This window comes from Rugosimonospora africana (genome assembly GCF_016862975.1).
Taxonomy (GTDB): Bacteria; Actinomycetota; Actinomycetes; order Mycobacteriales; family Micromonosporaceae; genus Rugosimonospora; species Rugosimonospora africana.
In genome coordinates this window covers 142,732-168,565 of the sequence record NZ_BONZ01000034.1, presented here as the reverse complement: position 1 = coordinate 168,565, position 25,834 = coordinate 142,732, and the positions used below count along the sequence as shown (strand labels likewise).

Sequence of the window (25,834 nt, the reverse complement as noted above, 5' to 3'; positions counted from 1 at the left end):
GGCTCCTGGACGCTAAGGCGTTCTGGCGGATCTCGGGGCAGACGCATGCCGCAGATCACACCTGGGCTATGTCCCGCGGCAGGTTGCTGGGCTAGATCGGGTACCGGTGGTGCTGTGAGCTGTCGCGTCAGTTCGGTCCGAATCGGTTGATCTGCGTGTTGTGGTCGCCGACTTGGACACCGTGGGCTCCGCTGAGATCCACGGAGTACTTTCCGGCCCTCGCACCAGCCTGATCAAGTAGTGTCAGCAGCCGCTGTGCCGCTTCGACAACCGCCGGGTCGGTGGCGGCCCCGGTTTCGGTGAGTTGCTTGCTCAGCGGGGCCCGCCACACCTCGGGGTCGGTCTCATGCTCGGTCAGGGCCACCTGGGCTGCGTGCTTTCCGGCAAACTTGCGGACTACCAGCTGTTTAAGTGCCTGGTAGGCGTCGGTGGCGGCGGTGGTCATGGCCTGGCCGGCGCCGCTTGAGGCGCCGGTGGCGAGAGCGGTCACGACAAGCGTGAGCGGGTCCACGGATTACCTCTCTTCGGTTATGTGAGCGGACCCGTCCAGCCACTGGTCGAGCGCGGCCCGGATCCGGTTGGTGTCAGGGTGCTCGACGCCCAGGACCCGCGTCGCGTCGACCAGCAGTTGACGGTATGCGTGGACGGCCTCGTCCGCGCCTTTGGTGTGGCCGTCGAGCTCGGCGAGGTGGGCGCGGGTCAGCAGGGTTCGCGGATGTTCTGGACCGAGTACACGCTGCTGATCGGCGTGCAGTTCGGTGAATGCTCTGGCGGCGTCGGCAGATTCGCCGTTGAGCTGCCGCAACGTCGCGAGCTCGTGGCGGGTTTCCAGCACGTCGGGGTGGTCCGGCCCGGAGACGCTGATCTGGTCGGCCAGCAGGTTGGTGAACTCGTTTGCGGCACCCACCGGGTCGCCGGCGCGTGCTTGCCAGTAGGCGAGGTTGTGCCGGGTGTTCAGTGTGTCCGGGTTCCGCGGGCCGAGGACCCGTATGCAGTCGGCGACCAGGTCGCGAAGGGCTGCGGTCGCGGCGGCCGGGTCGCCTGAGCGGCCCTGCCAGTACGCGTCGTTGTGCCTGATGACCAGCAGCTGTGGGTGGTCGGGCGGCAGGACTCGCGCTGCGTCCGCGACGAGCTCCTGAAGCAGCCCGGCAGCTGTCGCGGCTCCCTCAGCTTCCCCACGCCAGCTGGCGAGGTTGCAGCGGGTGCTCAGGCTGTACAGGTGGTCCCTGCCGAGGATCCGGGTCTGGTCGCCCAGCAGCCGCTGATATGTTGCCACTGCGCCGGTCAGGTCGCCCGCGTGTCCCTGCCACTCGGCCAGGTTGTGACGGGTGATCAGGGTGTTCGGGTGGTCCAGGTCGAGGATGCGCAGCCGATCGGCGAGGAGCCGCTCAAAGTCCGCTGCGGCCCTTGCCGGACTGCCCGCCCGGCCCCGCCATTCGGCCAGATCGTCGCGGGCGTGGAGGGTGTCCGGGTGATCGGCTCCCAGGAGCCGCGTGTACGCGTCCACGACGCCTTCCAGGGCGGCGGCGGCGCCTGCAGCATCCCCGGCCCGGCCCCGCCAGTACGCGAGATTGCGCTGGGTGTCGAGGGTGTCGGGGTCATCGGGCCCGAGCACTCGCAACGCGTCGGCGAGGAGCCGTTGGTTTTCGGTGGCAGCGGCGCCGGGATCGCCGGCCGTTCCCCGCCAATGAGCACAGTTGTGGCGGGTCCGTAACGTGTCGAGGTGGTTGGCGCCCAGGACCCGTACCTGGTCGGCGAGGACCTGCTCGGTTTCGGCCAACGCTCGGCTCGGATCGCCAGCGTATCCGCGCCAGAACGCCACATTAGCCCGGGTCGACAGCGTGGCGGGGTGGTCCGGGCCTAGCGCCCGCACTCGGTCGGTGAGCAGCCGCTCCTGGGCCTCGGCGGCGCCGGCGAAGTCGCCGCACTCGCCTTGCCAGTAGCCGAGTTCGTATCGGGCGGACAACGTATCCGGATGGTCCGGTCCAAGAACCCGCTGGGCGTCGGCAACAAGACCATCGAAATACATCAACGCATCGGCGGCCAGCCCGCTGTCGCCAAGGCTCTGGCCGGCCCTTGCCACCACCGGATGAAGACCCGACGACCACAGCTCGGCGGCGTACCGGCTGCGGAGCGCACTCGTGTTGGCGCGCAGCACCTGGCCGATGGCGGCATCACGCTTGTCGGGTGGCCATGCTCCCATGAGTGCGTCGGCGGCGGCGCGGACGAGGCCGGGGAGCCGCGAAGCAGGAAGATTATCTGCAGTCGCCCGCTGGGCCAACGCGTGCATCCGCACCGACCGCACCGCATCCGTCGGATCGTGGGATATCAGGCTGAGCCGGTGCAGGTTCCGTAGCGCCCGCCGGGTATCAGTAGCCGTCGCCGGGCTGCCGGCAGGGCGAGAGGTCACCCAGGCCGAGGCAGCCGCACTGTTCAGCACAGCCTCCGGCACGCCGTTGGGATCCAGCACCGCGAGTAGCGACAGCAATGGCCGGGCGAGTCCGGCCGGCGCGAGCATGTCGGCCCGCTCGGTCGCCAGCGACCACGTACCGGCCAACGCGTGTTCGTACTCGTCGCCGCTGTCGAGCGGATCAGCCGGGAACAGGTCAGCGAGGCGGCTGGTGCGGTCGGCCAGCATCGCTCGGTACTCCGCGGCGGTGACAGCGTCGTTGACGATCACGGCGGCGGCCTGCGCCAGCGCAAGTGGCAGGTGCCCCAGATCCGCGCCGAGCTCGGCGGCTTCGCCCAGTGCGTCCGGAGGCAGCGTCGCAGAAGACAGCTTCGCCGTCAGAAAGGCCGCGGACTCCTGCGGCGTGAACACGCCGACCTCGACCACCGCGCCGCGTGCCAGGATTGCCGCTTCCCGGCGCCGGGTGGTGAGGACTAGCTGACCAGTACGTCCCGCCGGCCACAACCCCGACAGCTTCGTCGGGTCGGCGACGTCGTCCAACACCATGATCCAGGACCGTTCCGTGGCGGCGAGCCAGGCCAGGAACCTGTGGGCGTCGCGTTCAACCTCGCCGGTGCCCGCGCCGGGGTGGGTGGCCACGAACGCCTCCGCATACGCGGCAAGCACGCTGGCGCGGGACGTCGCGGCGACCCAAACCGCAAGGTCGACGCCGTTCCGCCGGATCCGGTCGAACAGGGCCGCCGCAAGCTGCGTCTTGCCGGTACCGCCGTCGCCCACCAGCACCCGAGTCACCGCCGCACCAGCCGTCGCATCCGCGGCAGACAGAGCCGACTGGATTGCCGGACGTTCCTGGAACGCATCCGCCTGCAGTGGGCACCGGCCGATGTACACCGGCCAGGCCGTCGCCGGAACTGCCGCCATGAACTGGTTCACCATTACATTGCCGCCGCCGAACTGCGCGCCCTGCGTGTACCGCGCATCGATCCGCGGCGGGTTGTCGTGGTGAGGCAGCATCGGACATGGCCTCCACAGCGTTGAGTGATCCCACAAATGGTATGGGGTGCTCGACACGGATGCGAGAACGCCCGCAACCTCGCGACACGGTCATCGATGCGGGCTCGAATACGTCGTAGGAGGGTTCGCACCAGGCTTCAAGGTGATCGAAGATTGCGTTGGCCAGTTCCTGTCGTGTCCGCCCGGACTTGCGGTCGAGTGGCTGCATCGTGCGAGAGCGGATCGGCGGCGGGATCACCCGGACGCAGGCGCACCACCGGGTCGCGGTGATCCACCAAGGTGTGATGCGATGTGCCGCGGTGGGTCCAGCTTCCGTCCACCGGGTGGACGATCATGCGGGGTGGGGCGGGCATGGGGTATGCGGTGACGTAGGTGAGCAGTTGATGCAGGTCGTCCCTGCTGATGGCCTGCGTGGTGGCGTGTTTGTATTTGGCGTCGACTGCGGCGATCATCGGCGGTGTTGTGGGATACCGGACGAGGACGTCTGGGCCCGGATCCTGTACAGGCTTGTCGAGACCCGCGTCCACGGCGTCGTCCACGTCGCCGCTCAGCAGGGCATCACGAAGTACCGCTGGGCCACCGACATCGCCGGGATCACGGGACTGGACCCGTCACTGATCAGACCGACAGAGCCGGCGCCGGGTGGCGGCCGTCCACTGCGGTCCTGGCTGCTGGATCACGGCCTGTGTGACCTGCACATCCCTCCGCCTCGGCCCGTGGCGGCTTCCACTGAAGACTTCCTGAGGCAGGCGGCGCTGTGTTGATGGACGATGAGAGTTCGTGGCGCCAGCTGTTCCACCACGCGGTCACCAGGTGCCAACCAATGTCGGGTCTGTACCACGACAACTACGTGGTGGCGCGCGGCGGCAGAACCTATGTGGTGCGCGTACGCCGGCATCTTGAGCTCCCCGACGTTGAACCACGCATGTATGCCGAGACATCCGTGCTCGCCGCGCTCGCGACCACAGCCGTACCCACACCCGAACTGATCTTCGGATCCGATCAGCCCGAATACTGCGTCATCTCGTTCCTGCCAGGTCAGCGCGTCGCGGACCGCCACCCGGCGGGAACCCCGATACCCGACTCGTTCGTCGAACTGATCCGTTCCGTGATGATTAGCCTCCATGACGTGGACGAGCAGGGGTTGGGAACTGTCCTCCCGGCAAGCCCATGGCCACAGGCGGCCCATGACGAAGCGTTCGTGCGCGGGTTGCTGCGGTGGCTCACCGGCGTCTACGAATCCTGTAGCGCGGGGGAGAGGCAGTGCCTGCAGGCGATGGGGGTCCCCGCCGACGTTTTCAACCCGCGCCACTTCACACTGTCCATCGCCGGACGCAGGTTCCGCCTGTGCCACGGCGACCTGCAACGCAGCAACGTTCTGGCCACAGCCGACGACCGGTACTTCATCCTGGACTGGGAGATGGCCCTGTGGGCCGACCCGGTGTGGGACATCGCCAGCCACATGCATCGCGTCGCCTATCCGCCTGAGCAGGAGCATCGGGCCCTGCAACGACTGCTCGGCAGCTGCCGGGACTGGAACGACTCGGCCAGCGACCACAAGGCGTACCAGACTTACCTACGGCTTGAACGGTACCGGTCCCTGGTTCTGGACTGCGTCCGCAACCTCCGCAACGGCGGGGACTGGGACGAGGCCACGCGGGTCCGTGAGGCGACCATCTACCACCACAAACTCGTGGCGGCCGGCATCGACCGGCTGCCCTTCGACGAGGTGTTCGACCTGTATGAGCGTCGCTGGAGCGCCGGCCGCTGAGCCCAGGGTACGGACGACCGCGCCGCGATCTGGCCCTTCGCCCGCACCGAACCCGGACGCAAGAGCCTCCACCGGGTGCTCCTCCGACCTAGGCACAGCGTCATCGTTGTCCGTCCATGTTCGCCCACTGACGGGGCGGCTCAGGCGATTGCCGGTGATGCTCCGTCGCTGAGGTCGAGCGTGGTGCCCTTCGCCCCGGGGCGGCCAGCGCCGCCTCGATCCTGGGCGCGACGCGGGGCGGTAACAGCTGCGCGCACTGTTCGCGGTCGAAGAACCCGAACGTGTCCAGCTCGTCGTGGGCGACCCGGATGTGGTGCTGGGTGGTGAGCCGGCCGCCGTCGAAGATGAAGTTCATCAGGGCGCGGGGTCGCGCCCTGGCCGGAGAAGCCCAGTCGACGACGAGCAGGTCACCGACGGGAAGCTCGAGGCCGAGTTCCTCGCGTGGCTCGCGTTCAGCGGCGGGTGCGCGGGTTCTCGTGCTGGTCGACGTATCCGCCCGGGATCGACCAGTGGTCGCGGTAGTTCGGCTTGACCAGCAGGATCCGGTTGGAGTCGTCGGTGACGAACACAGCGGCCGCGGCGTGGAAGGTCGCGAGCTGCGCGTACCACTTTTCCGGCTCGACCCAGGTCATTGGTTGACTGTACCCATCGTGGGGTGGTGTATGACTCCAGCGACGCGGGCCAGGAAGTCGTCGACGGCCGGGTTGCCGCGGTGGGCGGTCAGTCGTTGCGCCAGGTCAGCGATGCGGTCGGTGACCCGCCGCGATCGGACCCGCTGGGCGATGTCGATCGCCTCGTGGCCGAGCCGGCTGGCGTACTCCGGGTCGGCCGGCCGGCAGGTGGCGTAGACGCTGGCGATCAGGGCTGTGTGCAGGCCACGGGTGCGTACGCTGCCGTCGGGCAGGTCGAGGGCTTGATCGGCCCAGTTGAGGGCGTCCTTGGCGCGGCCGAGGTCGCGCAGGCAGCGCACGGCGGTACCGGCCAGGTGGGCGCGGGTGAAGTAGCCGGCCCAGGGGGACTGCTCGGCACCGTCGACCTTCGCGGTGGCGTTCTCGGCCAGCCGGAGCGCGGCGGTGCAGCCTCGGGCGTCGCCGGCGACGGCGTGGGCGCACGCTTCCGCGGTGTGCAGGCGGGCCATGACCGAGATCTGGGCGCGGCCACGGCCACCATCGACGGCGGCCCGGGGCCAGCCTCACCGCTTCGCTCGGCTATCGAAGGTAGACGGCCTGGCTGGACATGTTGGCCAGGATGTGCGCGCCGAAGCTGGCGAGGTCGGCGGCCTTGGCCAGGCGGAGGGACTGGATGAAGTGGCGTTGGGCCATGCCGTGGTCGCCGACGTCGTAGCTCATGAACGGGCGAAACACCGTACAAGAAACAGACCCGCATCTGGCCGACGCTCGGGGTCGCGACCGCGCCCGACGACTGGCGAATTCACGGGGGCGCTCAGCACGTTGTGGTCTGTTGGACGGTGATGTGGGTGCCGTCGTCGGACGCGGCGACGATCGTGCTGGCGGTCGGGGTACGCCAGGCGAGGCGGTTGGAGGTCGAGGTGAACCGACGCGCGCCCGCCGGTACCTGGGCGGCCAGGCGGGTCGGCAGGTTGCTGGTGGTGGTGGTCTGGCTGATCGCGTCGACCGTGACGATCCGCCCGCCGGCGCATGCGACGGTGTCGGTGTGCCAGCTGGCCGGTGTGGTGCCGAGAGCAGTAAGCAGGTCAGTGACCGAGGCGATGGTGTCTGCGGGCGGTGCGCCTGCGTTCGCCTCAGGATGGCCGGCGGCGCGGCAGTTGGTCTTGGCGGTGGCAGCGACCCAGCCCTCTCCGATCTGGTCGACTTGCAGGCGGATCCCGCCGGGGAGGTCTGCGGACAGCGGAGCCGCACCTCCGCTGAGGGCGGCCCCCCGCTGGGGGTGGTCGCTGTCGGGTAGGGCCGCGGCGATCCGAGCGACGAGGGGGTTTTCGCCGCCCGGGGTGGTGTAGAGGTCAGCGGATCGGGTGTAGATGCTGCCCTTGGCGAAGGGGGTGTTCTGGCAGGAGGTCGCGGGTACGAGGTCGCTGACCGCGACGGCGGCGCTGTCGCCGGCATCGGTCACCGCGGCGGAGACGGCCCGGTCCAGCGTCGGAGTCACCGTGGCGAGCGCGGGCAGCCGAGGCCGGACGTGCTGCCACACCACGGCGGCCACGCCGGCCTCGACCGTCAGTACCAGGACTACGGCGGAGGCGATCAGCCACCATCCACGTCGGGACACGACTTCATTGTCCCCGCTGCGGGTCGTGCTACACAGCTAGACCGTCCTGGTCTTGCCTGGCCCGGGACATCTGACTCCGCTTTTTTGCCTGACGCGACACCTTGGCACGAGCTGCTCCTCGGTTCCATGCCGTGCTGACACGTCGCCCACGCCGTGACGGCGTGGCCTCGTCACGGCGTGAACATCTCCAGATGGTCCAGGTTGACGAACGTCGTCTTTGGGCTGGCCGCCTTGACCGCCTGCTGGAGGGGTTGCAGACCGCCCCAGTCGACCGCCGGCTGGTTCAATGGGTAGTCGAAGTCATCCCAGTGGGTGGGCAGGACCCAGGTCGGGTGGTCGAGGGTGCCCATCAGGCGACCGACGTAGTCGTGCACGGTGCCGCCGCCCGCCGCGACGATCGCCAGGTCCGGACGGAGTCCGGACAGCTCCCGCTCGACGAAGTTCGCTGTACTGAGGGCAAGGATGCGGAATCGCTCGCCGATGGTGATCTGGTAGGCGAGAGTGTCCCCTTCGACGAGATCGGCGACGGTCGTGGGTCGGGGCGGGACGGTGCCCGGCCGGGTGCCGGGGTACGGCACCTGCTTGCTGGCGCCGGTCATCGAGTGCAGCGACCGGAAGACCTCGACGGTAAAGCCGTCGTACTGCAGGTATTCCCCGCCGCGGACGGTGCAGAACTGGCTGGCCGGGGCCCCGAGAGCCCGGAGCATGTTGTGGTGGCTCTCGGTGCCGAGCACGGTGGCGCCGGTTCGCGCCGCGATGTACGGCACATCGGTCATGTGGTCGTAGTGGCCGTGGCAGACCAGAATCAGGTTCGCGCCGCGGATGTACGGGTCGATCTTGGTCGGGTCGACGGTCAGCGGGGTGTCGTCACGGATGCCCTCAGGGGTGTAGGTGCCGGTCTTGAACCGGGTCAGCCACGGGTCGATCAGGATCGTGGTGGTACCGAACGTGATCTCCCAAGCGTTGTTGCCGAGCCAGCGTAGGTGCACGCCTGAGGAGCCTGGGGCGCCCTGCCAGGATGGTGTGGCCGAGACGGTGGCCGCGACCGCGCTCGTGGGCCGGGCGACCTCGGCGGCGATGGTGGCTGTGGCCACCGCGGTGGATGCCCCCAGCAGCCGGCGCCGGGTCAGGGGGAATCGGCGATCGTTGGATGTCATGCGTTGCTCCTTTGGTCGTCTCCGCGGGTGAGACAACCAGAGTGATGACGGGCATGTCCAAGTCCAAGATCTTTAGGCGACGATATCCGAACGGATATCGTGGCAGCGTGGACCTTGTGCTGCACCTGCGCTACTTCCTGGTCGTCGCGGAAGAGCTGCACTTCGGCCGGGCCGCCGCACGGCTGCATATCACCCAGCCGCCGTTGAGCCAGCGCATCCGCCGGCTGGAGCAGGAGTACGGCACACAACTGTTCGACCGCTCCGGCGGCCGAGTCAGGCTGACTCCGGCCGGAGACGTCCTCGTCAACGCTGCCCGGGACATCGTCACCCGCGTCGACGCCACCCGGTCGCTGGTGCGTCAAGCCGCCTCAGGCCAGACCGGCGTACTACGGGCGGGTATTCCACCGGATACCCCGGGAGGCGTGCTCGCCGCCCTGTCGACCGCATTCGCCGCCGCCGAACCGGATATCGATCTGGAGCTGCGCGCCGCCACCACCACCGACCAGCTCGACCTGCTCGACCGTGGCGCCCTCGATGTCGGGCTGCTGCAGCACCCGGTCGACACCGGCGACCTGAGGCTCGGACCGGAGGTCTCCATCGTTCAGGGAGTAGTGCTGTCGCGCCGTTCCCCGCTCGCCGAGCGCACCGAGGTGGCGCTGGCCGACCTCACCGGGTACGGGCTCGTGCTGTTTCCCCGTGAAGCCGCCCCGGGCCTGTACGACGAAACCTTGCACACCTGCCACCGGCACGGTTTCCGCCTCACCAGGCTCCAGCACGCCGCCAACGCCGAGTTCCTGCTCGGACTGGTGGCGGGCGGCGACGCCGTGGCCTTCGATCACGGTGCCATCGCGCAGAAGGAGCCGAGAGTGGTATGGCGACCACTGACCGGCATCCCGCTCGTCTGGCGGATGTCCACGGCCTGGCGGGACGGGCCGATGGCAGGCGCCGCGAACCGGTTCGGCGAGATCGTCGCCCACGTCCTTGACGGCGGCCGCGGTCGGCTCGGTCCACCGGCACCTGCGGGAACCCCGAAGCCGTGGAACGTGGTGTTCCCGGAGCGGCTATCCATTCCGTAGCCGGTCCACCGCGTGTCGCGCCGCCCGCCCGATCGCCCGGTCCACGTCGGGGCGGCGCACCCCCCAACCATCACTGGTGAACACCGCCACCGCGTACCGCCGCCCATCCGGGTAGCGCACCACCCCGATCTCATTGCGTACGCCGAGCACCGTCCCGGACTTCGCCGCCACCGCCACCTCATCATCGAACCCGGCCGCCAACCGGTGCCACGACACCTGCTGGCTCATCAGCCGACGCACCTGGGCACACGCCGGTGCCGGTCCGGCCTGGTCGCGCCAGATCAGCGACAGCAGCCGGGTCATGTCGCGGGGCGTCGTGGCAGAGGTCCGTCGCGGGTCCAGCACGGTTAGCCCGGCGAGTTGCTCGGCGCGCAACGCCGGGAAGATGGCGGCGAACTCCGCCTCGTCCGCGGCGCCCAGATCCGCGAACATCGACGCCACCAGCTGCCTTGGCCCACCCGTGATCCGAGTCGACGCGAGCCCCAACTCCGTCGTCAAGGTCTGCACGGTGTCCAGACCGACCCGGCGCAAAAGCAGATCGGCGGCGGTATTGTCGCTCAACGACATGGCGAACATCGCCAGGTCCCGCCAGCTGATGTCCACCTCGTTCTCGCAGCCCGCCGTACCGACCCCGCCCAGCCGGTCCGCCGCGCCCACCCGTACCCGCTCGGTCGGGTCCAACTGCCCGGCGACGACCTGACGGGCGTACTCGAGCACCAGCAGCACCTTGAACACGGAGGCCAGTACCACCCGCTCATCGGCGTCGAGAGCGACCTGCGAGCGGTCATCATCCACGTCCCGAACATGAACCCGGCCGGTCACACCGACCGCCGCGAACTCCGCCGCGACCGCGTCAACGCCGCGCGCCAACCAAACCACCGCCCATCTCATCCACCGGTCACTCGTAGTTGTTCCCATTGGTCAGCCCCGCCAGGGTGACCGTGGTCGCCTGCGAAGGGCGAACAGTCTCAACTGTTCGCCCCCCGTTATGTCCCGGTAGAACGCGGCGTACGTTGTGGCACTGGCGACCGTATTCCACCACAGCGTCACCCGGGTGTCTCCAGCGATGCCCTGCGAAACCGGCGGGCGCCGACGCTGGCTTGTCGTCAGGCGCTGCACGCGACGACTGGTGATGCCTCGAGTTGAGCAATACCAACGGTGGCATGAGCCGTCCTCTGAGTCGAGAGGACCTCATCAAGAACCCTGGTACACCTCGAATTGCGATGTGGCGCCCGCGGCGGCACTGCGTGGATACCGACCGACCGGCCGGGCGGTACGGGCGCCTGCACGGCGGCGGTGCGCACATGCGCAACTTCTCATCCTGCCCGCGTCGGCTTCATTGACAGATTCGGCGACCCGCTTACATGATCACCAGCAAATGTAGATCTTCGTCGGCGTCCTCGACGAGGCCGTTCGCCCACACGGAAGGACCTTGATGCATCGGCCCAGAGAAATCCGAACCCCGGTACGCGCCAGCGCCTGGCTGCTGACCGGGGTTCTCTTTGTTACTAGCACAGTACTCGGCCTGTCCTCCGCCGCCACGGCGGGCGGCACCGGCAAGGGCAGCCCGGCCACCGCGGTCAGCGGCACCAACGGGCCTGACGTCGTTGCGGCGTGCCCCACTCCTGGGCCGGGGAAGTCCACCTGCTTCGCGCTTCGCCGTAGCGACCTCGAGGCCACCCGTGGACTACGCCCGGCGGACACCCTGCCATCGGGCTACGGCCCCACTGATCTGCGCAGCGCCTACTCGCTGCCGGCCGACGGCGGGGCCGGCTCGACCGTGGCCATCGTCGACGCGTATGACGACCCGAACGCCGAAGCCGACCTGGCCGTCTACCGGCAACAGTATGGATTGCCGGCGTGCACCACCGCGAACGGCTGCTTCAGCAAGGTCAACGAGCACGGCGGCACCAGCTACCCCGCGCCGGACAGTGGCTGGGCCGGCGAAATCTCGCTGGACCTGGACATGGTCTCGGCGGTCGCACCGCAGGCGCATATCCTGCTCGTTGAGGCTGACAGCAACAACAACGACGATCTGGGCGCTTCGGTGGACGAGGCGGTAACGCTGGGCGCGAAGTTCATCTCCAACAGCTACGGCTCCGGGTACACCACCCAGCCCGGCAGCGGCGAAGACCCGGCCGAGACCACCGCGCTTGACCCGTACTACAACCACCCAGGGGTGGCCGTGGTGGCCAGCTCGGGCGATGACAAGTACGGCGTGTCCTACCCGGCCGCGTCGCAGTACGTGACCGCGGTCGGTGGCACCTCGCTGAGCCGGACCGGCAACTCCCGCGGCTGGACGGAGAGCGTCTGGAACAACATCAAGGGCGGTCCGGGCAGCGGATGCTCCCTCTACGAGCCGAAGCCGTCCTTCCAGACCGACACGGCGTGCCACAAGCGCACGGTCGCTGACGTCTCTGCGGTCGCCGACCCGGCCACCGGCGTCGCCGTTTACCAGACCTTCGGCGCCAGCGGTTGGGCCGTCTACGGCGGTACCAGCGTGTCGGCGCCGATCATCGCGTCGGTCTACGCCGACGCCGGAACCCCGGTCAGCGGCACCTACCCCAACTCCTACCCGTACGCCGACACCAGCGCGTTGAACGACGTCACCACCGGCAACAACGCCGTCTGCTCGCCGGCGTACTGGTGCACCGCCGGCCCCGGCTACGACGGCCCGACCGGCCTGGGAACGCCGAGTGGGCTCGCCGCGTTCGGCACCGGCCCGCACGGTGAGGTGACCGGAACGGTCACGGAGGCCGGCAGCGGCTCGCCCGTCTCCGGCGCCACGGTGCAGGCCGGCAACGCGCACGGCACCACCGACGCGCTGGGACACTACGACCTGACCGTCCCGGTCGGCAGCTACGACCTGACCGTGGCAGGTTATGGGTACAAGAGTTCCACCATCTCCGGCCTCAGCATCGCCGACGGCGCGAAGGTGACCGAGAACGTCGCGCTGACCGCCCTGCCGCGCTCGACGGTCAGCGGCACCGTCACCGACGCCTCCGGCCACGGCTGGCCGCTGTACGCGAGGATCACCGCGGACGGCGTGCCGGGCGGGGGAGTGTTCACCGACCCGGGTACCGGGCACTACAGCATGAGCCTGCCGCAGGGCCAGACGTACCAGCTTCACGCGACGCCGGCCTACGACGGCTACCAGGCCGCGACCGAAAGCGTCGCACTGGGCGGCGCCGACCAGAGCGTCAACATGGGCCTACGGGTCGACGCGGCGGCGTGCGACGCAGCCGGCTATCAGGCCCACTACAACGGCACCACCCAGCCGTTCGACGCCACCACCGCGCCGGCGGGGTGGACTGTCGACAACGGCAGCGGTACGGCCGGCTGGGCGTTCACCGACGCCGGCGGCCGTGCCAACCTGACCGGCGGAAGCGGTGGCTTCGCCATCGTGGACAGTGATCTGGCCGGGCCGAGTGGCACCGAGGACACCACGCTGACCGCCCCGGCCGCCGACCTGAGCTCGGTCACCAGCCCCGAGGTCACCTTCGACACCGACTACCCCGGCTACTTCGGGCAGAGCGCCGACGTCGACATCAGCCTCGACGCAGGCGCGACCTGGACCAACATCTGGGAGCAGACGTTCGCCTCCGTGCGCACGGCACACGTGGAACTCGCCGTGCCGCAGGCGGCCGGGAAGTCCTCGGTGCTGGTGCGCTTCCACTTCACCGGCAGCGACGGGCTGTGGTGGGAGTTGGACAACGTGTTCATTGGCAACCGCAGCTGCGACCCGATCCCTGGGGGTCTGGTCTTCGGTGAGGCGACCGACGCGAACACCCACGGCGACCTGACCGGCGTGCTGGTGTCCACGGCGGCCGCCTCCGGGGCCCACGCGACCTCGGTGGCCACGCCCGAGGACCCCAACCTCGGTGACGGCTTCTACTGGCTGTTCTCGCCGGTGACCGGTGCCCATCCGTTCACCGCGGTCAAGGGCCATTACGCCACCGCAACCAGCACGGTGAACGTGGCGGCCGACTCGGCCACCCGGGCGGACTTCGTGTTGAAGGCCGGCCAGGTCACGGCGACCTCGGCGAGCATCGACAAGACGGTGGACTGGGCGGGCAAGGCCAGCGCCGCGGTGACTGTGAAGAACACCGGCACCGCGCCGGCCACGCTCAATCTCGGCGAGCAGCCAGGTGGGTTCGGTCTGCTGGCCCAGGGCGGTGCACCGCTGGACAGGGTCAGCGGCACGTACTCCAACCACTGGCTGCAGGGCAGTGCCACGGCACCGAACGGCAAAGCCGCGACAGGTGCCACACCGGCCGACGCGCCGTGGACCCCGGTCGCCGACTACCCCACCCCGATCCAGGACAACCTGGCCGCCGCGAACAACGGGCAGATCTACTCCGCGTTCGGCTTCACCGGCGCTGAGGGCACCTCGGCACTGTACGTCTACGACCCGGCCACCGGCGCCTGGAGCACGTTGGCCAGCGCAGCCGACATCCGGGAGAAGCCGGCCGGCGGGTTCATCGGCGGCAAGCTCTACGCCGTGGGCGGCTGGGACCAGTCCGGAGCCCCCGACCCGAAACTGGAGATCTACAACCCGACCACCAACTCCTGGTCGACCGGGGCCTCCGATCCCAAGCCGTACGCCGCCTCCGGAGGCGCGGTGTTGGGTGGGAAGCTGTACGTGATCGGAGGCTGCGGCGTCAACGGCTGTGGCAGCAGGGACGTGGAAGTCTACGATCCAGCGACGGACAGCTGGACGTCGGCGGCGGCCTACCCCGAGCCGGTCGCCTGGCAGTCGTGCGGCGCCATCGCCGGCAAGCTGTACTGCGCGGGCGGCAGCAGTGACTCCGGAAGCAGTACGCACACCTACGTCTACGACCCTGCTACCGACACCTGGTCGCCGCTGGCGAGTCTGCCCATCGACCTGTGGGGCTCGGCATACACGGCGGCGAACGGGCTGCTGTTGGTCTCCGGCGGCGTCACCAACGGCAACAACACCATCACCAACCAGGGATTCGCCTACGACCCGACCAGCAACACCTGGACGCCGCTACCCAACGCGAACAACACGCTGTACCGCGGCGCCAGCGCCTGCGGTCTCTACCAGATCGGCGGCAACCCGGGCGGGGCGTTCGGCTCCCCGACGGCCGCCTCCGAGGTGCTGCCCGGCTTCACCAACTGCGCCGACAACACGCAGGTGCCATGGTTGTCGGAGAGCCCGACCACGATCACCTTGCAGCCGGGCGCGAGCGCCAAGGTGACCGTGACGGTGGACGCCAGCGTCGCGGCGATCACCCAGCCGGGCAAGTACACCGGCGAGGTCGTCGTCGCGACCGACACCCCGTACCTGACGGCGCCGATTGCGGTGTCCATGACGGTGAATCCACCCAAGACCTGGGGCAAGATCACAGGAACCGTTACCTCGGCGGTGGACGGTTCACCGGTGGCCGGCGCGACGGTGGCGATCACCACGTCCGCCGCCACCTACAGCCTGAAGACAGACAAGAACGGCCACTACGGTCTGTGGCTCGACGCCCGAGACGGGCTGCAGGTCATCGTGGCCAAGGACGGGTACCTGCCGCAGGTGACGACCGTGAGAATCAAGAAGGGTACGACCACGACAGCCAACTTCGCCTTGAAGAAGGCATGAGGGCCTAATGCGACGATCTGGGAGGGGCCGGTAGCCCCTCCCAGATCCGACTGCTGTTCATCCGTGCCGGTCGCCCATCGCCGCCAGCTGACGAATTCGTTGACGATGGCTCTTCGGAGGCTCCAGTCACGGGCGAGTTCTCGCCGCATGGTGGCACATCATACCGGGCGGCCGAGCACGAACCACACCATCAGGCCGACGAACACCGCGACCATGACGCTGAGCCAGCACGACCGCCGCGAGCGCGGCACAGAACGGCCACAGCTGCAGCCCATCACCGGGCCTCGCCTGTTCCATGACCACAGGTCTGGAAGATGCTGCACGAACACCTCAGCCGGTAGAACCGACGCGGCAGGGCTCAGCGGCGACTGGTGCGATACGCGGCGGGCACCAGCGTCGGGCCTGCGGCCAGGACGTGCTGGTGAAACGCGTGGGAAGAGCTGGGTAGAGACCGGTCCGCTAGCCAGGCCAGGCCGATCTCGCGGGTGGCGTCGACATCGGTGACCTCCAGGTGGTGGGCGGGCGTGATCGGCGCGGTGACCGCGTCCAGCGTGGACAACACGGCGTGTGGGGGTGGCAGGAGCGCGACGCCCAGCCCGGCGGCGACCAGGCCGCGCAGGGTTTCGACCTCCTCGCCCTCGAAGGTGACCCGGGGCGCGAAGCCGGCTTGGCGGCACAGTTCTTCAGTGAGTGTGCGTAGCCCGTAGCCGGATCGAAGCAGGATGAACGGCTCCTCGGCGACCTCGCTCAGGCGGATCCGTTTGCGGTGGGAAAGACGGTGCGCCGAGGGCACGGCCAGTCGTAGCGGTTCGACCAGCAGCCGGTGCCACCGTACCTGTGGGTGTCCGGGGTTTCCGCTGGTCAGGATGAGGTCCACGACCCCGTCGAGCAGGCTCTGCAGGATCCCGGCCTCGCCGTGCTGGCGCAGTTCGAAGCGCACCATCGGGTGCGCGCCGCGGAAGCCGCTGATCAGCGGCGGTACCAGCCAGGTGCCCAGCGTGTGCAGGAACGCCAGCGGCACGACTCCGCGGTCGGGGTCCACCAGTTCGGCGACCGCGCGCAGTCCGACATCGTAGCGGTCGAGCGTCTGGTCGAGAGTGTGCTTGAACACCCGGCCCGCCGGAGTCAGCCGCAGCGCCCGTCCGGCGCGGGTGAACAGCGGCGTGCCGACTTCGCGCTCCAGCCGCCCCAGCGCCCGAGACAGCGCCGGCTGGGTGATGTGAGCTCGCTGCGCTGTCTCGGTCACGGTGGCGCCGTCCGCTACGGCCTGAAACCAGCGCAGTACCTGCAGATCCATGAACCCATGCTCCCACGGCATGGAAACGGTGCGGAACAGGAATTGGACGCATATGCACCACTGGCTGATAGTGGTGGTGAGAGTCCGAAAAAGGAGCGTGAGTGATGGCCACCGTTGCCGAGCAGTTGGTCCGCACCTTGCGAGACGCCGGTGTCCAGCGGGTCTACGGCGTCGTGGGCGACAGCCTCAACCCGATCGTGGACGCGATCCGCCGCACGGACGGCATCGATTGGGTGCACGTCCGACACGAGGAGACCGCTGCGTTCGCCGCGGCCGCCGAGGCACAGGTGACCGGAAGGCTCGCGGTCTGTGCGGGTAGCTGCGGACCGGGCAACCTGCATCTGATCAACGGCTTGTACGACGCTCACCGCAGCGGCGCTCCGGTGCTGGCCATCGCCTCGCACATCCCGTCCTCCCAGATCGGCACCCAGTTCTTTCAGGAGACCCACCCGGACCAGCTGTTCCGCGAGTGCAGTCACTACGTCGAGCTGGTTTCGCAGGCGGAGCAGATGCCACGGCTGCTGCGCGTGGCCATGCAGAACGCGGTCGGTCAGCGTGGTGTGTCGGTGCTGGTCATCCCCGGTGACGTGGCCCAGCGACGCAGCTCGGCGCCGAGCGATCCCCGGATCACCCTGGTCCCACCCTCGCCGGTGGTGCCGCCGGCCGAGCGGATCACCGAACTCGCCGAGCTGCTCAACCGGAACGAAAAGGTGATGTTGTTCGCGGGCGCGGGCTGCGCGGGCGCGCACGACGAGGTGATGGCGCTGGCCGATGCGCTCCAGGCCCCGGTAGGGCATTCGCTGGGGGGCAAGGAATGGATCCAGTACGACAATCCGTTCGATGTCGGCATGTCCGGACTGCTCGGCTACGGCGCCTGCTACGACGCGATGCACGCCGCCGACCGGATCGTCCTGCTCGGCACTGACTTCCCGTACGACAACTTCCTGCCCCAGGCTCGTACCATCCAGATCGACACTGACCCGGCGGCGCTGGGCCGGCGCACCCCGCTCGACCTGGCCGTCCACGGCGACGTGAGGGCCACCATCGCGGCGGTGCTGCCGTTGCTGCGTCAGCGAACCGACAGGTCCTTTTTGGACAGCATGCTGCGGGGACACGTGCGCCGGCTGGAGAAGGTGGTCGACGCCTACACCACGCGGATCGAACACCGCACCCCGATCCACCCCGAGTACGCCGCGGACGTGCTTGACGACGTGGCTGCCGAGGACGCGGTGTTCACGGTGGACACCGGCATGGGCAATGTCTGGGCCGCCCGCTACCTGACCCCCAACGGCAAGCGCCGGGTGATCGGCTCGTTCCGGCACGGCAGCATGGCCAACGCGCTGCCTCAGGCGATCGGCGCCGCCTTGGCCACGCCTGGCCGGCAGGTGGTCTCGATCTCCGGCGATGGCGGCCTGGCCATGCTCATGGGCGACCTGCTCACCCTCCCTATCTACGACCTACCGGTGAAGGTCGTGGTGTTCAACAACGCCAGCCTCGGCATGGTCAAGTTGGAGATGTTGGTCGACGGTCTGCCCGACTACGGCACCGACCACGCCCCGGTGAACTTCAGCGCGATCGCGGCGGCCTGCGGGATTCACGCCGTCCGGGTCGAGAAGCCCGCGGAAATCCGCGATGCGCTGCTCGAGGCGTTCGCCCACCCCGGCCCGGCGCTGGTCGAGCTCGTCACCGACCCGAACGCGATGTCGATCCCGCCGAAAATCACCGGAGAGATGCTCCGCGGGTTCGCGCTGGCGGCCAGCAAGACCGTGCTCAGCGGTGGTGTCGGCAAGATGGTGGAGATGGCGCGGTCGAACCTGCGCAACATGCCCCGGCCGTGACGATACCGGTGGCGAAATTGTCCCTGCTGTCCAAGAGGAAGTCGTCGCGCCGCTGAACCTGACGCTCATCGCCGGCGGCAGCACGTGACGATCAGCGCGCAGCGCGGCGGTCCGCCGCGGCGTAGGAGGCCGCGGCAGTGAGCGTCGAGACGGCCAGCACCGTGGGCCAGGCGTCGATGCGCTTGGCCAGCGGGTGGGATAGGCCGAAGGCCGTGACATAGGTCGCGACGAGCACCCAGTTGCGACCGGGCTCGTCCGTCGGGCCCACTCGCGTCCCCGCCGCGACCCCGCACTGACTAGTAGGCCGCCGCGTACGGTTCCTACCCGATCGCCCGCACAACGCGAGCATCCGCAAGGTCGAGCTGGACGTGTCTACCCGCGGCGTGCGCCAAACACGGGAGCTGGAATGGTGGTGCGGAGAATCGGCGATTGCGTGCATGATCTGCCGGTGCCGAACCTTGACGATGAACTGATCGAACTCCGCCGGGAGGTCCACCGTCACCCTGAGCTGGCCGGTGAGGAGCGGGAGACGGCTGGGCTGGTCGCGGAGCAGTTGCGCGCGGCCGGGCTCGATGTGACGACCGGCGTCGGCGGCCACGGAGTCGTCGCGGTGCTGAACGGTTCCGCGGACGGTCCGACGGTGGCGTACCGGGCGGACATGGACGCTGTCGACGCGAGAACGAACGTGCTGCCTTTCCCGCGGTCGGGCCTGGTCTTCGACGAGGACTTCGCCTCGCGCGTCCCCAATGTCGCGCACCTGTGCGGGCACGACCTGCACACCGCGATCGGCGTCGGCGTCGCCCGGACCCTGGCTCAGGGCTCTGAGCCGATACGGGGACGGTTGGTGTTCGTCTTCCAGCCGGCCGAGGAACCCCTGCAGGGCGCACGCGCGATGCTCAAGACTGGCCTGGTGCAACGCCTCGCGCCGCGCGAGTTCTATGCGGTTCACTGCAGCCCGTTCCCGTCCGGCACCATCGCAGTCTCTCCGGGGTACGGCCTGCCCGGGCTTGACCATATCCGGATAGTGCTGCCGGGCGGTAACGACTCGGTCGTCGCCGCCGTCGCGGCCGAGGTGGCGGGGCTCGGCACCGTCGAGTCCCCTCGAAGCATCGACGACTATCACGCACACTTCCGCGCGTTGCTGGCGCCGGAGATCGCCGCGTCGATCCAGGCATCTGTGTGCGTCGCCCAGTGGATCGAGCACACACCCGATGCGCATCCGGCCGCTAACGTTCTGCTGCGAGTCTGGCCGCAGGAGCGGCTTCCGGGGCTGCGCGCACGGGTCAAGCAGCTCGCGGCGGCCGCCGGCGGGCACGTGGAGTTTCCAGGCGATCCTTTTCCCGCCATGGTGAGCTCGGCGGAGCTCAGCACGGTGGCCGGCCAGTACCTGGCTACGGTGTTGGGGCCGGAGTCCGTCTTGTGGGCCCGGGCGTCCTGGCCCTTCAACTGCGAGGATTTCGCCCTGTTCCTCAACGAGGCGCCGGGCGCGCTGTTCTACCTCGGCGTCGCGGACACCGAGACAGGGATGAACGGTGCGCCGCATGCCCCTGACTTCGCCGCCGACGAGCGAGCGATCGGTCACGGTGTGCGCGCCATGACGGGCCTGCTGACCGACCGGCTGGCAGCCCGGTCGGCCCCGGGCGACCGGCCTCGGGGTCCGGTCCGAGGGCGCAGCACGTATGGAATAGAACACCGAGGTGCCGATCCGGCCGCAGTCGCTGAAAGTAGGAAGTCCTGGCTACCACACCGCCGCGGCCAGTGAATGCGGTGATACCCATCTATGCGTACTCATCGCGTGCATGGAAGCCTGTCGTGAGGGCGTAACTTTCCCTTGAGCCCCTCGAAACGCACCCTCAGCCACAGCCTCGCGTCGTCTCTGAGCTCGCGCCGACATGCCGCGGTGCCTCCGCCCGCCGCTCATTTGGTCGGCGGGCGTAGCGCGACCGAAACCCTGCACAGAGCGTTATCCATATCGACAGCCAGGACGAGTCGTGACACGGCCGTATCCGGCGCCGCCGCGCCGCTCACCCACCCGGCCGACGGCCCACCCTCACCACAGACGCCGTCGACGCCCCGCCCCTTGAGGCGCGCCTAAACCAATCGACAGCTCGTGAGGGAGAAACATGCCAGACATACGAATACTTATCGATCCCGGAACCAACCTCACCCGTACCTGGCCGGTATCGCGGCTGAAGGTCGGCGCCTGCACCCTCGCCCTGGTGGCGAGCACTCTCATGTTTGCCTGCGCTGCGACGACGTCCCCGACGGCCGCCACTCTGCGATCGACCCCGGCCGCCGTCGCGAGCCCACCGGCCGGGTACAAGCTGACCTGGAGCGACGACTTCAACGGCGCCGCCGGCACCGGTGTGGACACCGGCAGCTGGAAGTACGACACCGGCCCAGGCGGCAGCTTCGGCTCCGGTGAGGTCGAGACGATGACGAACAGCACGGCGAATGTGTACCAGGATGGTGCCGGCCACCTCGTCCTCAAGGCACTGCACGCGGGCACCGTCCCGAGCACTGGCTGGACGTCGGGCCGGATCGAGACTCAGGCGGCTACCTTCGGTGCCCCGCCCGGCGGCGTCGTGATGGTGGAGTCCTCGATCCAGCAGCCCAACCTGACCACCGCCAACGGCGCCGGGTACTGGCCGGCATTCTGGATGCTCGGCTCGACACTGCGCACCGGCACGCCGTGGCCGACCGCGGGCCAGATCAACATCCTGGAGGACGTCAACGGGCGCAGCTCGGTCTTTGGCACCCTGCACTGCGGTACGAACCCGGGCGGCGCGTGCCACGAGCCGGCCGGCATCGGCAGCGGTGAGCACCCCTGCCCCAGTTGCCAGACCGAATACCACACCTACGGCGTACAGATCGACCGGTCGGTATCACCGGAGCAGATCCGCTGGTACCTCGACGGTGCCAACTACTTCACCGTCTCCTCGACCCAGATGGACGCGACCACTTGGACCAACGCGGTCGACCACCCCTTTTTCATCAGCTACGACCTGGCTATGGGCGGCGGACTCACCGCCGCGTTCGGCGGCGGCCCGAACGAGGCCACCGTCTCCGGCGGCCAGCTGAACGTTGACTGGGTGGCCGTCTACAACAAGGGCGCCCAATAGCGCGGCGGCAGCGCCCAGGCGGGGACGGCGGTTCACCCGAACCGGCGTCCCCGTCACCGGCCTGACGGTCGACTTCGTTGTCGAGTCCGATCGTGTCCAAGGGGGTGAGATTGTCCGGCGGGTGCGTGATGGACGACTGCGGCTGCCCCCGCGCCGCGTGACTCGCCAGGTGCTCACCATCGCCGAGCGTGGCGGCGTCAGGTTCGCGGAGCAGTCGTTCGTTTGACGGGCGTGGGTTGATCCGCGCTCTTGGCTCGCAGGGTGGGGCTGGTTACCCGGGCGTGGACCGCTCGATCGGATACTGGGTCGCGCCGCTGATCGAGGGTTGGGTATTCGGGCGTAGTCTGGTGCAGTTTCCGCGGCACGTCAGCGGGTACATCAGGTCGCGCCTCGACGATCTCGACGAAGCCGCGCTCACCGGGGTGCTCGAGCAAACTGACGACGAGTCCGCCGACCCCTCCGAGGTCGCTCAGGCGATCGGCCACTTGAGCAAGCACACCAGCGGTTCGCGCCGCATCGGCAACGTGGATACGGCGCGGCCCGATCCTCGTGGAACACCACCATGCGCTTCCTTGTGGGCAACTCTGCCGCTAGCCGGACTCGTCGGCGGCGTGCTCGGCCAACTCGTCGGGCCGAGATCCACCCGTCACACCGAGTCAGCCCTGCCGGCGAAGATCCAGCCCTCACCCGTCGAAGCTTCGCTGCAACCGGTCAGGCCGATTCCGAGGAGTCTGGCTGATTCTCGCCGTCGGGTAGTGCGGTTTTCCAGCGTTGAGTGTCATCCTCGACATCGGCGGCGGCCTGCGGGGCCGGATGCTGCGGGCGCCGGTACTTGCCGGGATCGGGTACTCGGATGGGCCGCGCTCCGGTCTTTGGATCCGCCGGTTGTTCGTCTGTCACACATGGTCACCTGCCCGGTGACTCCGGGGATAAACGATCGCGACGAGAGCCTCCGGACACTGGCCCGGGCCACCGCGATAGAGGAGGGTGTCAAGTTCTGGATCAGAAACGATGCCACAGGCCGGTGCCTGGTGGGCGACTTTGCGCGAGCCTACTCGGTTCCCGATTGCAGCATCTGGAATCAATACTGGACCGCCTGGAGCGCTCCTGTGTCGTCCGGTGTCTACTGGTACTTCGTCAACTGAGCGACCCAGATGTGCCTCAGCGCCAGCGGATACACCGTGGTACAGCAGGGCCAGTTGCGGTCGCGTCGGTTGACAGCGTGCCGGCTCGTTGAGGGCTGGTGCCGTGGCGAGTTACCGTTCGTCTAGGGTTAAGATGTATACCCGTAAGATTTCCGTAAGGTGACATCGGCGCCACCAAGACTCCGAAGCCATGAAGCGAACCAGACTTTTGGCTGCCGGGATCGCATCCATCTTGTCCGCGACGGCAGCAGTGTCGGTTGGCCTGGCAACCGGAGCGCCGGGTGCAGCAGCAGCCTCGGGCAAGGCCTCGCCGATCAAGCATGTCATCGAAGTGATGCTCGAGAATCACACGTTCGACAACATCTTCGGCACCTTTCCCGGCGCGGACGGCATCCCGGCCGGCGCCACACTGCCCAACCCGAACGCGGCGTCCAGTTCCGCGCCGGACGTGCATCCGGTGTTCGCGACTCCGAACGAGGGCGACGTGATGAGCGCGCTGAACAACGGTCGGGGCCAGTTGCAGATGTCGATGGACTACCAACCTGGCACGGGCTACCAGATGGACCACTTCACGCTGCTGCCTGCGAACAGCATGGCCTCGATCACCGAGTTTGGCCCGGATTTCACCCCGAACCAGCAGTACCTCGCCCAGCACTTCGAGCTGGCCGACCACAACTTCCAGCCGCTGATCGCCCCCACGCAGCCGAACGTCATGGCCGCGCTCAATGGCACGTCACACGGCTGGTACTACAACAACTTCAACCTGAACGACCCGCAACCGTGGAACTCCATCTTCGATGAGATGACCGCGGCGGAGCGGTCATGGAAGATCTACTATGGGCTGCCACGAGAGCACCTCAACGGCACGATCTGGGAGAAGATCGTGCCCCCGGATCATCTGCAGGACATCACCACCGGCGACCAGTTCATCAGCGACGTCACTTCCGGCAGTCTGCCGGAGTTCTCCTTTGTCCGGCCTGGATATGGCTTCAGCGGGGAAGCCGAGGAAGATCTCGGCAACCCGGATCTCTGGGTCGGCCAACTGGTCAACGCCGTGGCGCACAGTCAGTACTGGGACTCGACCGCGATCTTCGTCACCTACGACGAAGGCGGCGGTTTCTGGGATCACGCCGCGCCGCCCGCGGCCAGAGAGTACGGAACGCGCACGCCGATGACGATCATCAGCCCGTACGCGCGTCCCGGCGTCTATCACCAACAGACCACGAACGTCTCGATCCTGTCCTTCATGCAGAAGCTATGGAAGATGCATCCCCTTACCCCGCTGAACAAGCAGCAGAACGACCTCACGTCGGCGTTCAACTTCGGTCAGACCCCGCTGCCGGCCCCGGACATGCCCGTGGCGCCGCCGGACGCTCTCGCTTTCCACAAGCCCGGAAACATCCTGAGCAACATCGACGAACCCGCCAAAGGCAAGCCGGTATCAATCGGCCTGATGGCAGAGACCCCGGGGCTCAGCCTCGACTCCGCCGCGAACGGCCCGATCGCGCTCAGCTACACGCCGCCCCCCGGCGTCACCGCCCCGGCCGGCAACCCCACAACCGTGATGATGACTGGCGGGCAGGCGAACTTCACGCTGACGTTCCCCACCGTTGGCTACTACCGCGTCGCCGCCACCGGACCGAACGGCAGCCTGGGTTGGGCCACCATCGACGTCGGCACCACACCCGCCACCGCACCAGCCCAGTAACGCCCCCTGCTTCACTATCCGGGCCCGCGGTCGCTTGTCCGCGGGCCCGGCGCCGACTCGTGAAGCGCCCCCGGCAACCCCAGCGGGGCTTCGCCCAGCCCGACGATGCCTATTCGGGGAACACCGACTTTCGCGCTCTTGTCGCACACTTGTGCGACAGTTCGATTTTGTATTGGGCTCGACTTGCGGTCGCGCCGGTGTCTTGGCCCAGACCAGCTGGCCCGGGGTCTGGAACACCAGCAGCGTTACAAGGCGCAACGGCGGGCACGTTACTCGTGCAGCATTCCGCCCGTCGGGTCTCGCGTTTCCCGGGCAGGGGCGCGGGTAGGCCAGACCTGATGAGCGTGGAGGGGGAGACCATGGTGCAAAAGGTGCGCGAGGTGATGACGACGGCTCCGGTGACGGTGAGCGGCCAGGCCAACCTGACCGACGCCGCCCGGATGATGCGGGACCGGGACATCGGCGACCTGTTCGTGATGGATGACGGCGAACTACACGGGGTCCTCACCGACCGGGACATTGTGGTACGAGCCGCGGCCGAGGCCCGCGACCTCAACGGCACGACGGTCGACGAGGTCTGCAGCCACGACATCGTGGACATCAGCCCGAACGACGACGCGGACAAGGTGGTCATGCTGATGCGCGCGCGGGCGGTGCGACGGGTGCCGGTGATGGACGGAGGGAAGCTGATCGGGATGGTTGCGCTCGGCGACATGAGCGTGGAGCGGGACACCGGCTCAGCGCTGTCCGACATCAGTACCGCGCAACCCAATCGGTGAGGCCGCAACTGCTGAAAGGGAGAGGCGACAGCCTGGGCGTGGTGTATCGACCACCGCTTCGCCGTGCACGCTCTGGGAAGGCCATCCGGAGGTTCGGCCCAGGCCGAGCTAGTACGGCAGTGACACCTCGGGATTCGGCAGTCCGTTGGGCCAGGTGATCTGCGGGTTATGGCGACGCGGCAGGCGCATCGCCTGCTCGAACCGTCTGGTCACGCCGCTGAGGCTATCCAGTACTGGCGGTCAGGCGACGCTGATAGTGGGCCTGTCGGGCACGGGGCCGGGTGGCGCTGCGCCGCCAGCATGACCAGGACAGCAGGTGACTCATCTCCTGTAGGGGCGTGGTGAAAAGGGCGGTGAACAGGCGTCGAATCTCCGCGGTAGTCAATGGGACCGGGGCACTACTGCGGGCGGGATAGTGTCGGTCGGGGTTGACTGGTGGGGCTGTGGCAGCGGCCAGCATGGTCAGAAAGGCCAGGGCGAGCATGGCCAGGGTGACGATCCGGTGCCAGGATCTTCACCCGCGTATCTGGTAGCGGTCCAGCCCGACCCGCCCTTGGGCTGTCTGGAACGACTCCTCCACGCACCAGTGGATGCCCACCCCCGGCACCGACCTGACCGCCGTACGAGCCACTCTCGGCCAACCAACTCGCTACCTGCTG

The 25,834-nt window shown here is 68.4% G+C and carries 20 protein-coding genes and 1 pseudogene; 9 read left to right on the top strand and 12 right to left on the bottom strand.

From position 1 onward, the window contains the following. Positions 1-127: 127 nt before the first annotated feature. From Raf01_RS18380 to Raf01_RS18370, 3 genes are all read right to left on the bottom strand, one after another. The gene (locus Raf01_RS18380) at positions 128-511 is read right to left on the bottom strand and encodes a Het-E N-terminal domain-containing protein (protein ID WP_203919129.1); all 384 of its coding nucleotides are present in this window, start codon (positions 509-511) and stop codon (positions 128-130) included. 3 nt (positions 512-514) lie between these two features. After that, entirely contained in the window at positions 515-3,424 is a 2,910-nt protein-coding gene (locus Raf01_RS18375) for a tetratricopeptide repeat protein (RefSeq protein ID WP_203919128.1), read from the bottom strand. Positions 3,425-3,561: 137 nt separating this feature from the next. Next, positions 3,562-3,963: a hypothetical protein gene (locus Raf01_RS18370; RefSeq protein WP_203919127.1), complete on the bottom strand. Its 402-nt coding sequence runs from the start codon at positions 3,961-3,963 to the stop codon at positions 3,562-3,564. A gap of 284 nt (positions 3,964-4,247) precedes the next feature. Between Raf01_RS18370 and Raf01_RS18365 the strand changes: the two genes are divergently transcribed. Beyond that, entirely contained in the window at positions 4,248-5,195 is a 948-nt protein-coding gene (locus Raf01_RS18365; protein ID WP_203919126.1) for a phosphotransferase family protein, read from the top strand. Between the two features lie 100 nt (positions 5,196-5,295). Here the strand turns inward: Raf01_RS18365 and Raf01_RS18360 are convergent, their stop codons facing one another. From Raf01_RS18360 to Raf01_RS18335, 6 genes and pseudogenes are all read right to left on the bottom strand, one after another. After that, positions 5,296-5,550: an NUDIX hydrolase gene (locus Raf01_RS18360; protein ID WP_203919125.1), complete on the bottom strand. Its 255-nt coding sequence runs from the start codon at positions 5,548-5,550 to the stop codon at positions 5,296-5,298. Between the two features lie 97 nt (positions 5,551-5,647). Then, positions 5,648-5,827 (bottom strand): NUDIX domain-containing protein, encoded by a 180-nt coding sequence (locus Raf01_RS18355; RefSeq protein WP_203919124.1) that lies wholly within the window; start codon positions 5,825-5,827, stop codon positions 5,648-5,650. Beyond that, a pseudogene (locus tag Raf01_RS18350) lies at positions 5,824-6,366 on the bottom strand (NsdA family TPR-like regulatory protein); the annotation flags it as partial. The gene Raf01_RS18355 and the pseudogene Raf01_RS18350, both read right to left, overlap by 4 nt. Before the next feature lie 37 nt (positions 6,367-6,403). After that, complete coding sequence (locus tag Raf01_RS18345) at positions 6,404-6,544, bottom strand: hypothetical protein (protein WP_203919122.1); 141 nt, start codon at positions 6,542-6,544, stop codon at positions 6,404-6,406. A 94-nt stretch (positions 6,545-6,638) separates the two neighbouring features. Next, on the bottom strand, positions 6,639-7,442 hold the full coding sequence (locus Raf01_RS18340) for a hypothetical protein (protein WP_203919121.1): 804 nt from the start codon (positions 7,440-7,442) through the stop codon (positions 6,639-6,641). 170 nt (positions 7,443-7,612) lie between these two features. Next, positions 7,613-8,599, bottom strand: a complete 987-nt coding sequence (locus Raf01_RS18335) for an MBL fold metallo-hydrolase (protein ID WP_203919120.1) — start codon at positions 8,597-8,599, stop codon at positions 7,613-7,615. Between the two features lie 107 nt (positions 8,600-8,706). On the opposite strand from Raf01_RS18335, the gene Raf01_RS18330 reads away from it, so the two are divergent. Next, positions 8,707-9,675, top strand: a complete 969-nt coding sequence (locus tag Raf01_RS18330; RefSeq protein WP_203919119.1) for a LysR family transcriptional regulator — start codon at positions 8,707-8,709, stop codon at positions 9,673-9,675. Here Raf01_RS18330 and Raf01_RS18325 read toward each other — a convergent pair. After that, on the bottom strand, positions 9,661-10,566 hold the full coding sequence (locus Raf01_RS18325) for a serine hydrolase (RefSeq protein ID WP_203919118.1): 906 nt from the start codon (positions 10,564-10,566) through the stop codon (positions 9,661-9,663). The two genes, Raf01_RS18330 and Raf01_RS18325, sit on opposite strands and share 15 nt — an antisense overlap. Positions 10,567-11,110: 544 nt before the next feature. On the opposite strand from Raf01_RS18325, the gene Raf01_RS18320 reads away from it, so the two are divergent. Beyond that, complete coding sequence (locus Raf01_RS18320; RefSeq protein WP_203919117.1) at positions 11,111-15,286, top strand: carboxypeptidase regulatory-like domain-containing protein; 4,176 nt, start codon at positions 11,111-11,113, stop codon at positions 15,284-15,286. A gap of 358 nt (positions 15,287-15,644) precedes the next feature. Here the strand turns inward: Raf01_RS18320 and Raf01_RS18315 are convergent, their stop codons facing one another. Beyond that, the gene (locus Raf01_RS18315) at positions 15,645-16,583 is read right to left on the bottom strand and encodes a LysR family transcriptional regulator (protein ID WP_203919116.1); all 939 of its coding nucleotides are present in this window, start codon (positions 16,581-16,583) and stop codon (positions 15,645-15,647) included. Between the two features lie 104 nt (positions 16,584-16,687). Between Raf01_RS18315 and Raf01_RS18310 the strand changes: the two genes are divergently transcribed. Then, a complete protein-coding gene (locus Raf01_RS18310; protein ID WP_203919172.1) occupies positions 16,688-18,421 on the top strand; it encodes a pyruvate dehydrogenase in 1,734 nt (577 codons plus the stop codon). A 91-nt stretch (positions 18,422-18,512) separates the two neighbouring features. On the opposite strand, the gene Raf01_RS18305 is transcribed toward Raf01_RS18310, so the two are convergent. Next, positions 18,513-18,689 carry a hypothetical protein gene (locus Raf01_RS18305; RefSeq protein ID WP_239133715.1) on the bottom strand — a complete coding sequence of 59 codons (177 nt, stop codon included), beginning with the start codon at positions 18,687-18,689 and terminating at the stop codon, positions 18,513-18,515. 180 nt (positions 18,690-18,869) lie between these two features. Here Raf01_RS18305 and Raf01_RS18300 point away from each other — a divergent pair, with 180 nt between their 5' ends. From Raf01_RS18300 to Raf01_RS18275, 5 genes are all read left to right on the top strand, one after another. Continuing rightward, positions 18,870-20,183 (top strand): M20 metallopeptidase family protein, encoded by a 1,314-nt coding sequence (locus Raf01_RS18300; RefSeq protein WP_203919115.1) that lies wholly within the window; start codon positions 18,870-18,872, stop codon positions 20,181-20,183. 361 nt (positions 20,184-20,544) lie between these two features. Then, positions 20,545-21,543 carry a glycoside hydrolase family 16 protein gene (locus tag Raf01_RS18295; RefSeq protein ID WP_239133714.1) on the top strand — a complete coding sequence of 333 codons (999 nt, stop codon included), beginning with the start codon at positions 20,545-20,547 and terminating at the stop codon, positions 21,541-21,543. Between the two features lie 281 nt (positions 21,544-21,824). After that, a complete protein-coding gene (locus Raf01_RS18285; protein ID WP_203919114.1) occupies positions 21,825-22,688 on the top strand; it encodes a hypothetical protein in 864 nt (287 codons plus the stop codon). Positions 22,689-22,896: 208 nt separating this feature from the next. Then, positions 22,897-24,396: a phospholipase C gene (locus tag Raf01_RS18280; RefSeq protein WP_203919113.1), complete on the top strand. Its 1,500-nt coding sequence runs from the start codon at positions 22,897-22,899 to the stop codon at positions 24,394-24,396. A 338-nt stretch (positions 24,397-24,734) separates the two neighbouring features. After that, the gene (locus tag Raf01_RS18275) at positions 24,735-25,175 is read left to right on the top strand and encodes a CBS domain-containing protein (RefSeq protein WP_239133713.1); all 441 of its coding nucleotides are present in this window, start codon (positions 24,735-24,737) and stop codon (positions 25,173-25,175) included. The last annotated feature ends 659 nt before the right edge of the window (positions 25,176-25,834 follow it).

Excerpts from the sequence above, each read along its gene's own strand:
- Raf01_RS18375 (WP_203919128.1), bottom strand. The coding sequence starts at position 3,424 with ATGCTGCCTCACCACGACAACCCGCCGCGGATCGATGCGCGGTACACG.
- Raf01_RS18365 (WP_203919126.1), top strand. The coding sequence starts at position 4,248 with ATGTCGGGTCTGTACCACGACAACTACGTGGTGGCGCGCGGCGGCAGA.
- Raf01_RS18360 (WP_203919125.1), bottom strand. The coding sequence starts at position 5,550 with ATGAACTTCATCTTCGACGGCGGCCGGCTCACCACCCAGCACCACATC.
- Raf01_RS18355 (WP_203919124.1), bottom strand. The coding sequence starts at position 5,827 with ATGACCTGGGTCGAGCCGGAAAAGTGGTACGCGCAGCTCGCGACCTTC.
- Raf01_RS18345 (WP_203919122.1), bottom strand. The coding sequence starts at position 6,544 with ATGAGCTACGACGTCGGCGACCACGGCATGGCCCAACGCCACTTCATC.
- Raf01_RS18335 (WP_203919120.1), bottom strand. The coding sequence starts at position 8,599 with ATGACATCCAACGATCGCCGATTCCCCCTGACCCGGCGCCGGCTGCTG.
- Raf01_RS18325 (WP_203919118.1), bottom strand. The coding sequence starts at position 10,566 with ATGAGATGGGCGGTGGTTTGGTTGGCGCGCGGCGTTGACGCGGTCGCG.
- Raf01_RS18320 (WP_203919117.1), top strand. The coding sequence starts at position 11,111 with ATGCATCGGCCCAGAGAAATCCGAACCCCGGTACGCGCCAGCGCCTGG.
- Raf01_RS18315 (WP_203919116.1), bottom strand. The coding sequence starts at position 16,583 with ATGGATCTGCAGGTACTGCGCTGGTTTCAGGCCGTAGCGGACGGCGCC.
- Raf01_RS18310 (WP_203919172.1), top strand. The coding sequence starts at position 16,688 with ATGGCCACCGTTGCCGAGCAGTTGGTCCGCACCTTGCGAGACGCCGGT.
- Raf01_RS18295 (WP_239133714.1), top strand. The coding sequence starts at position 20,545 with ATGCCAGACATACGAATACTTATCGATCCCGGAACCAACCTCACCCGT.
- Raf01_RS18275 (WP_239133713.1), top strand. The coding sequence starts at position 24,735 with ATGAGCGTGGAGGGGGAGACCATGGTGCAAAAGGTGCGCGAGGTGATG.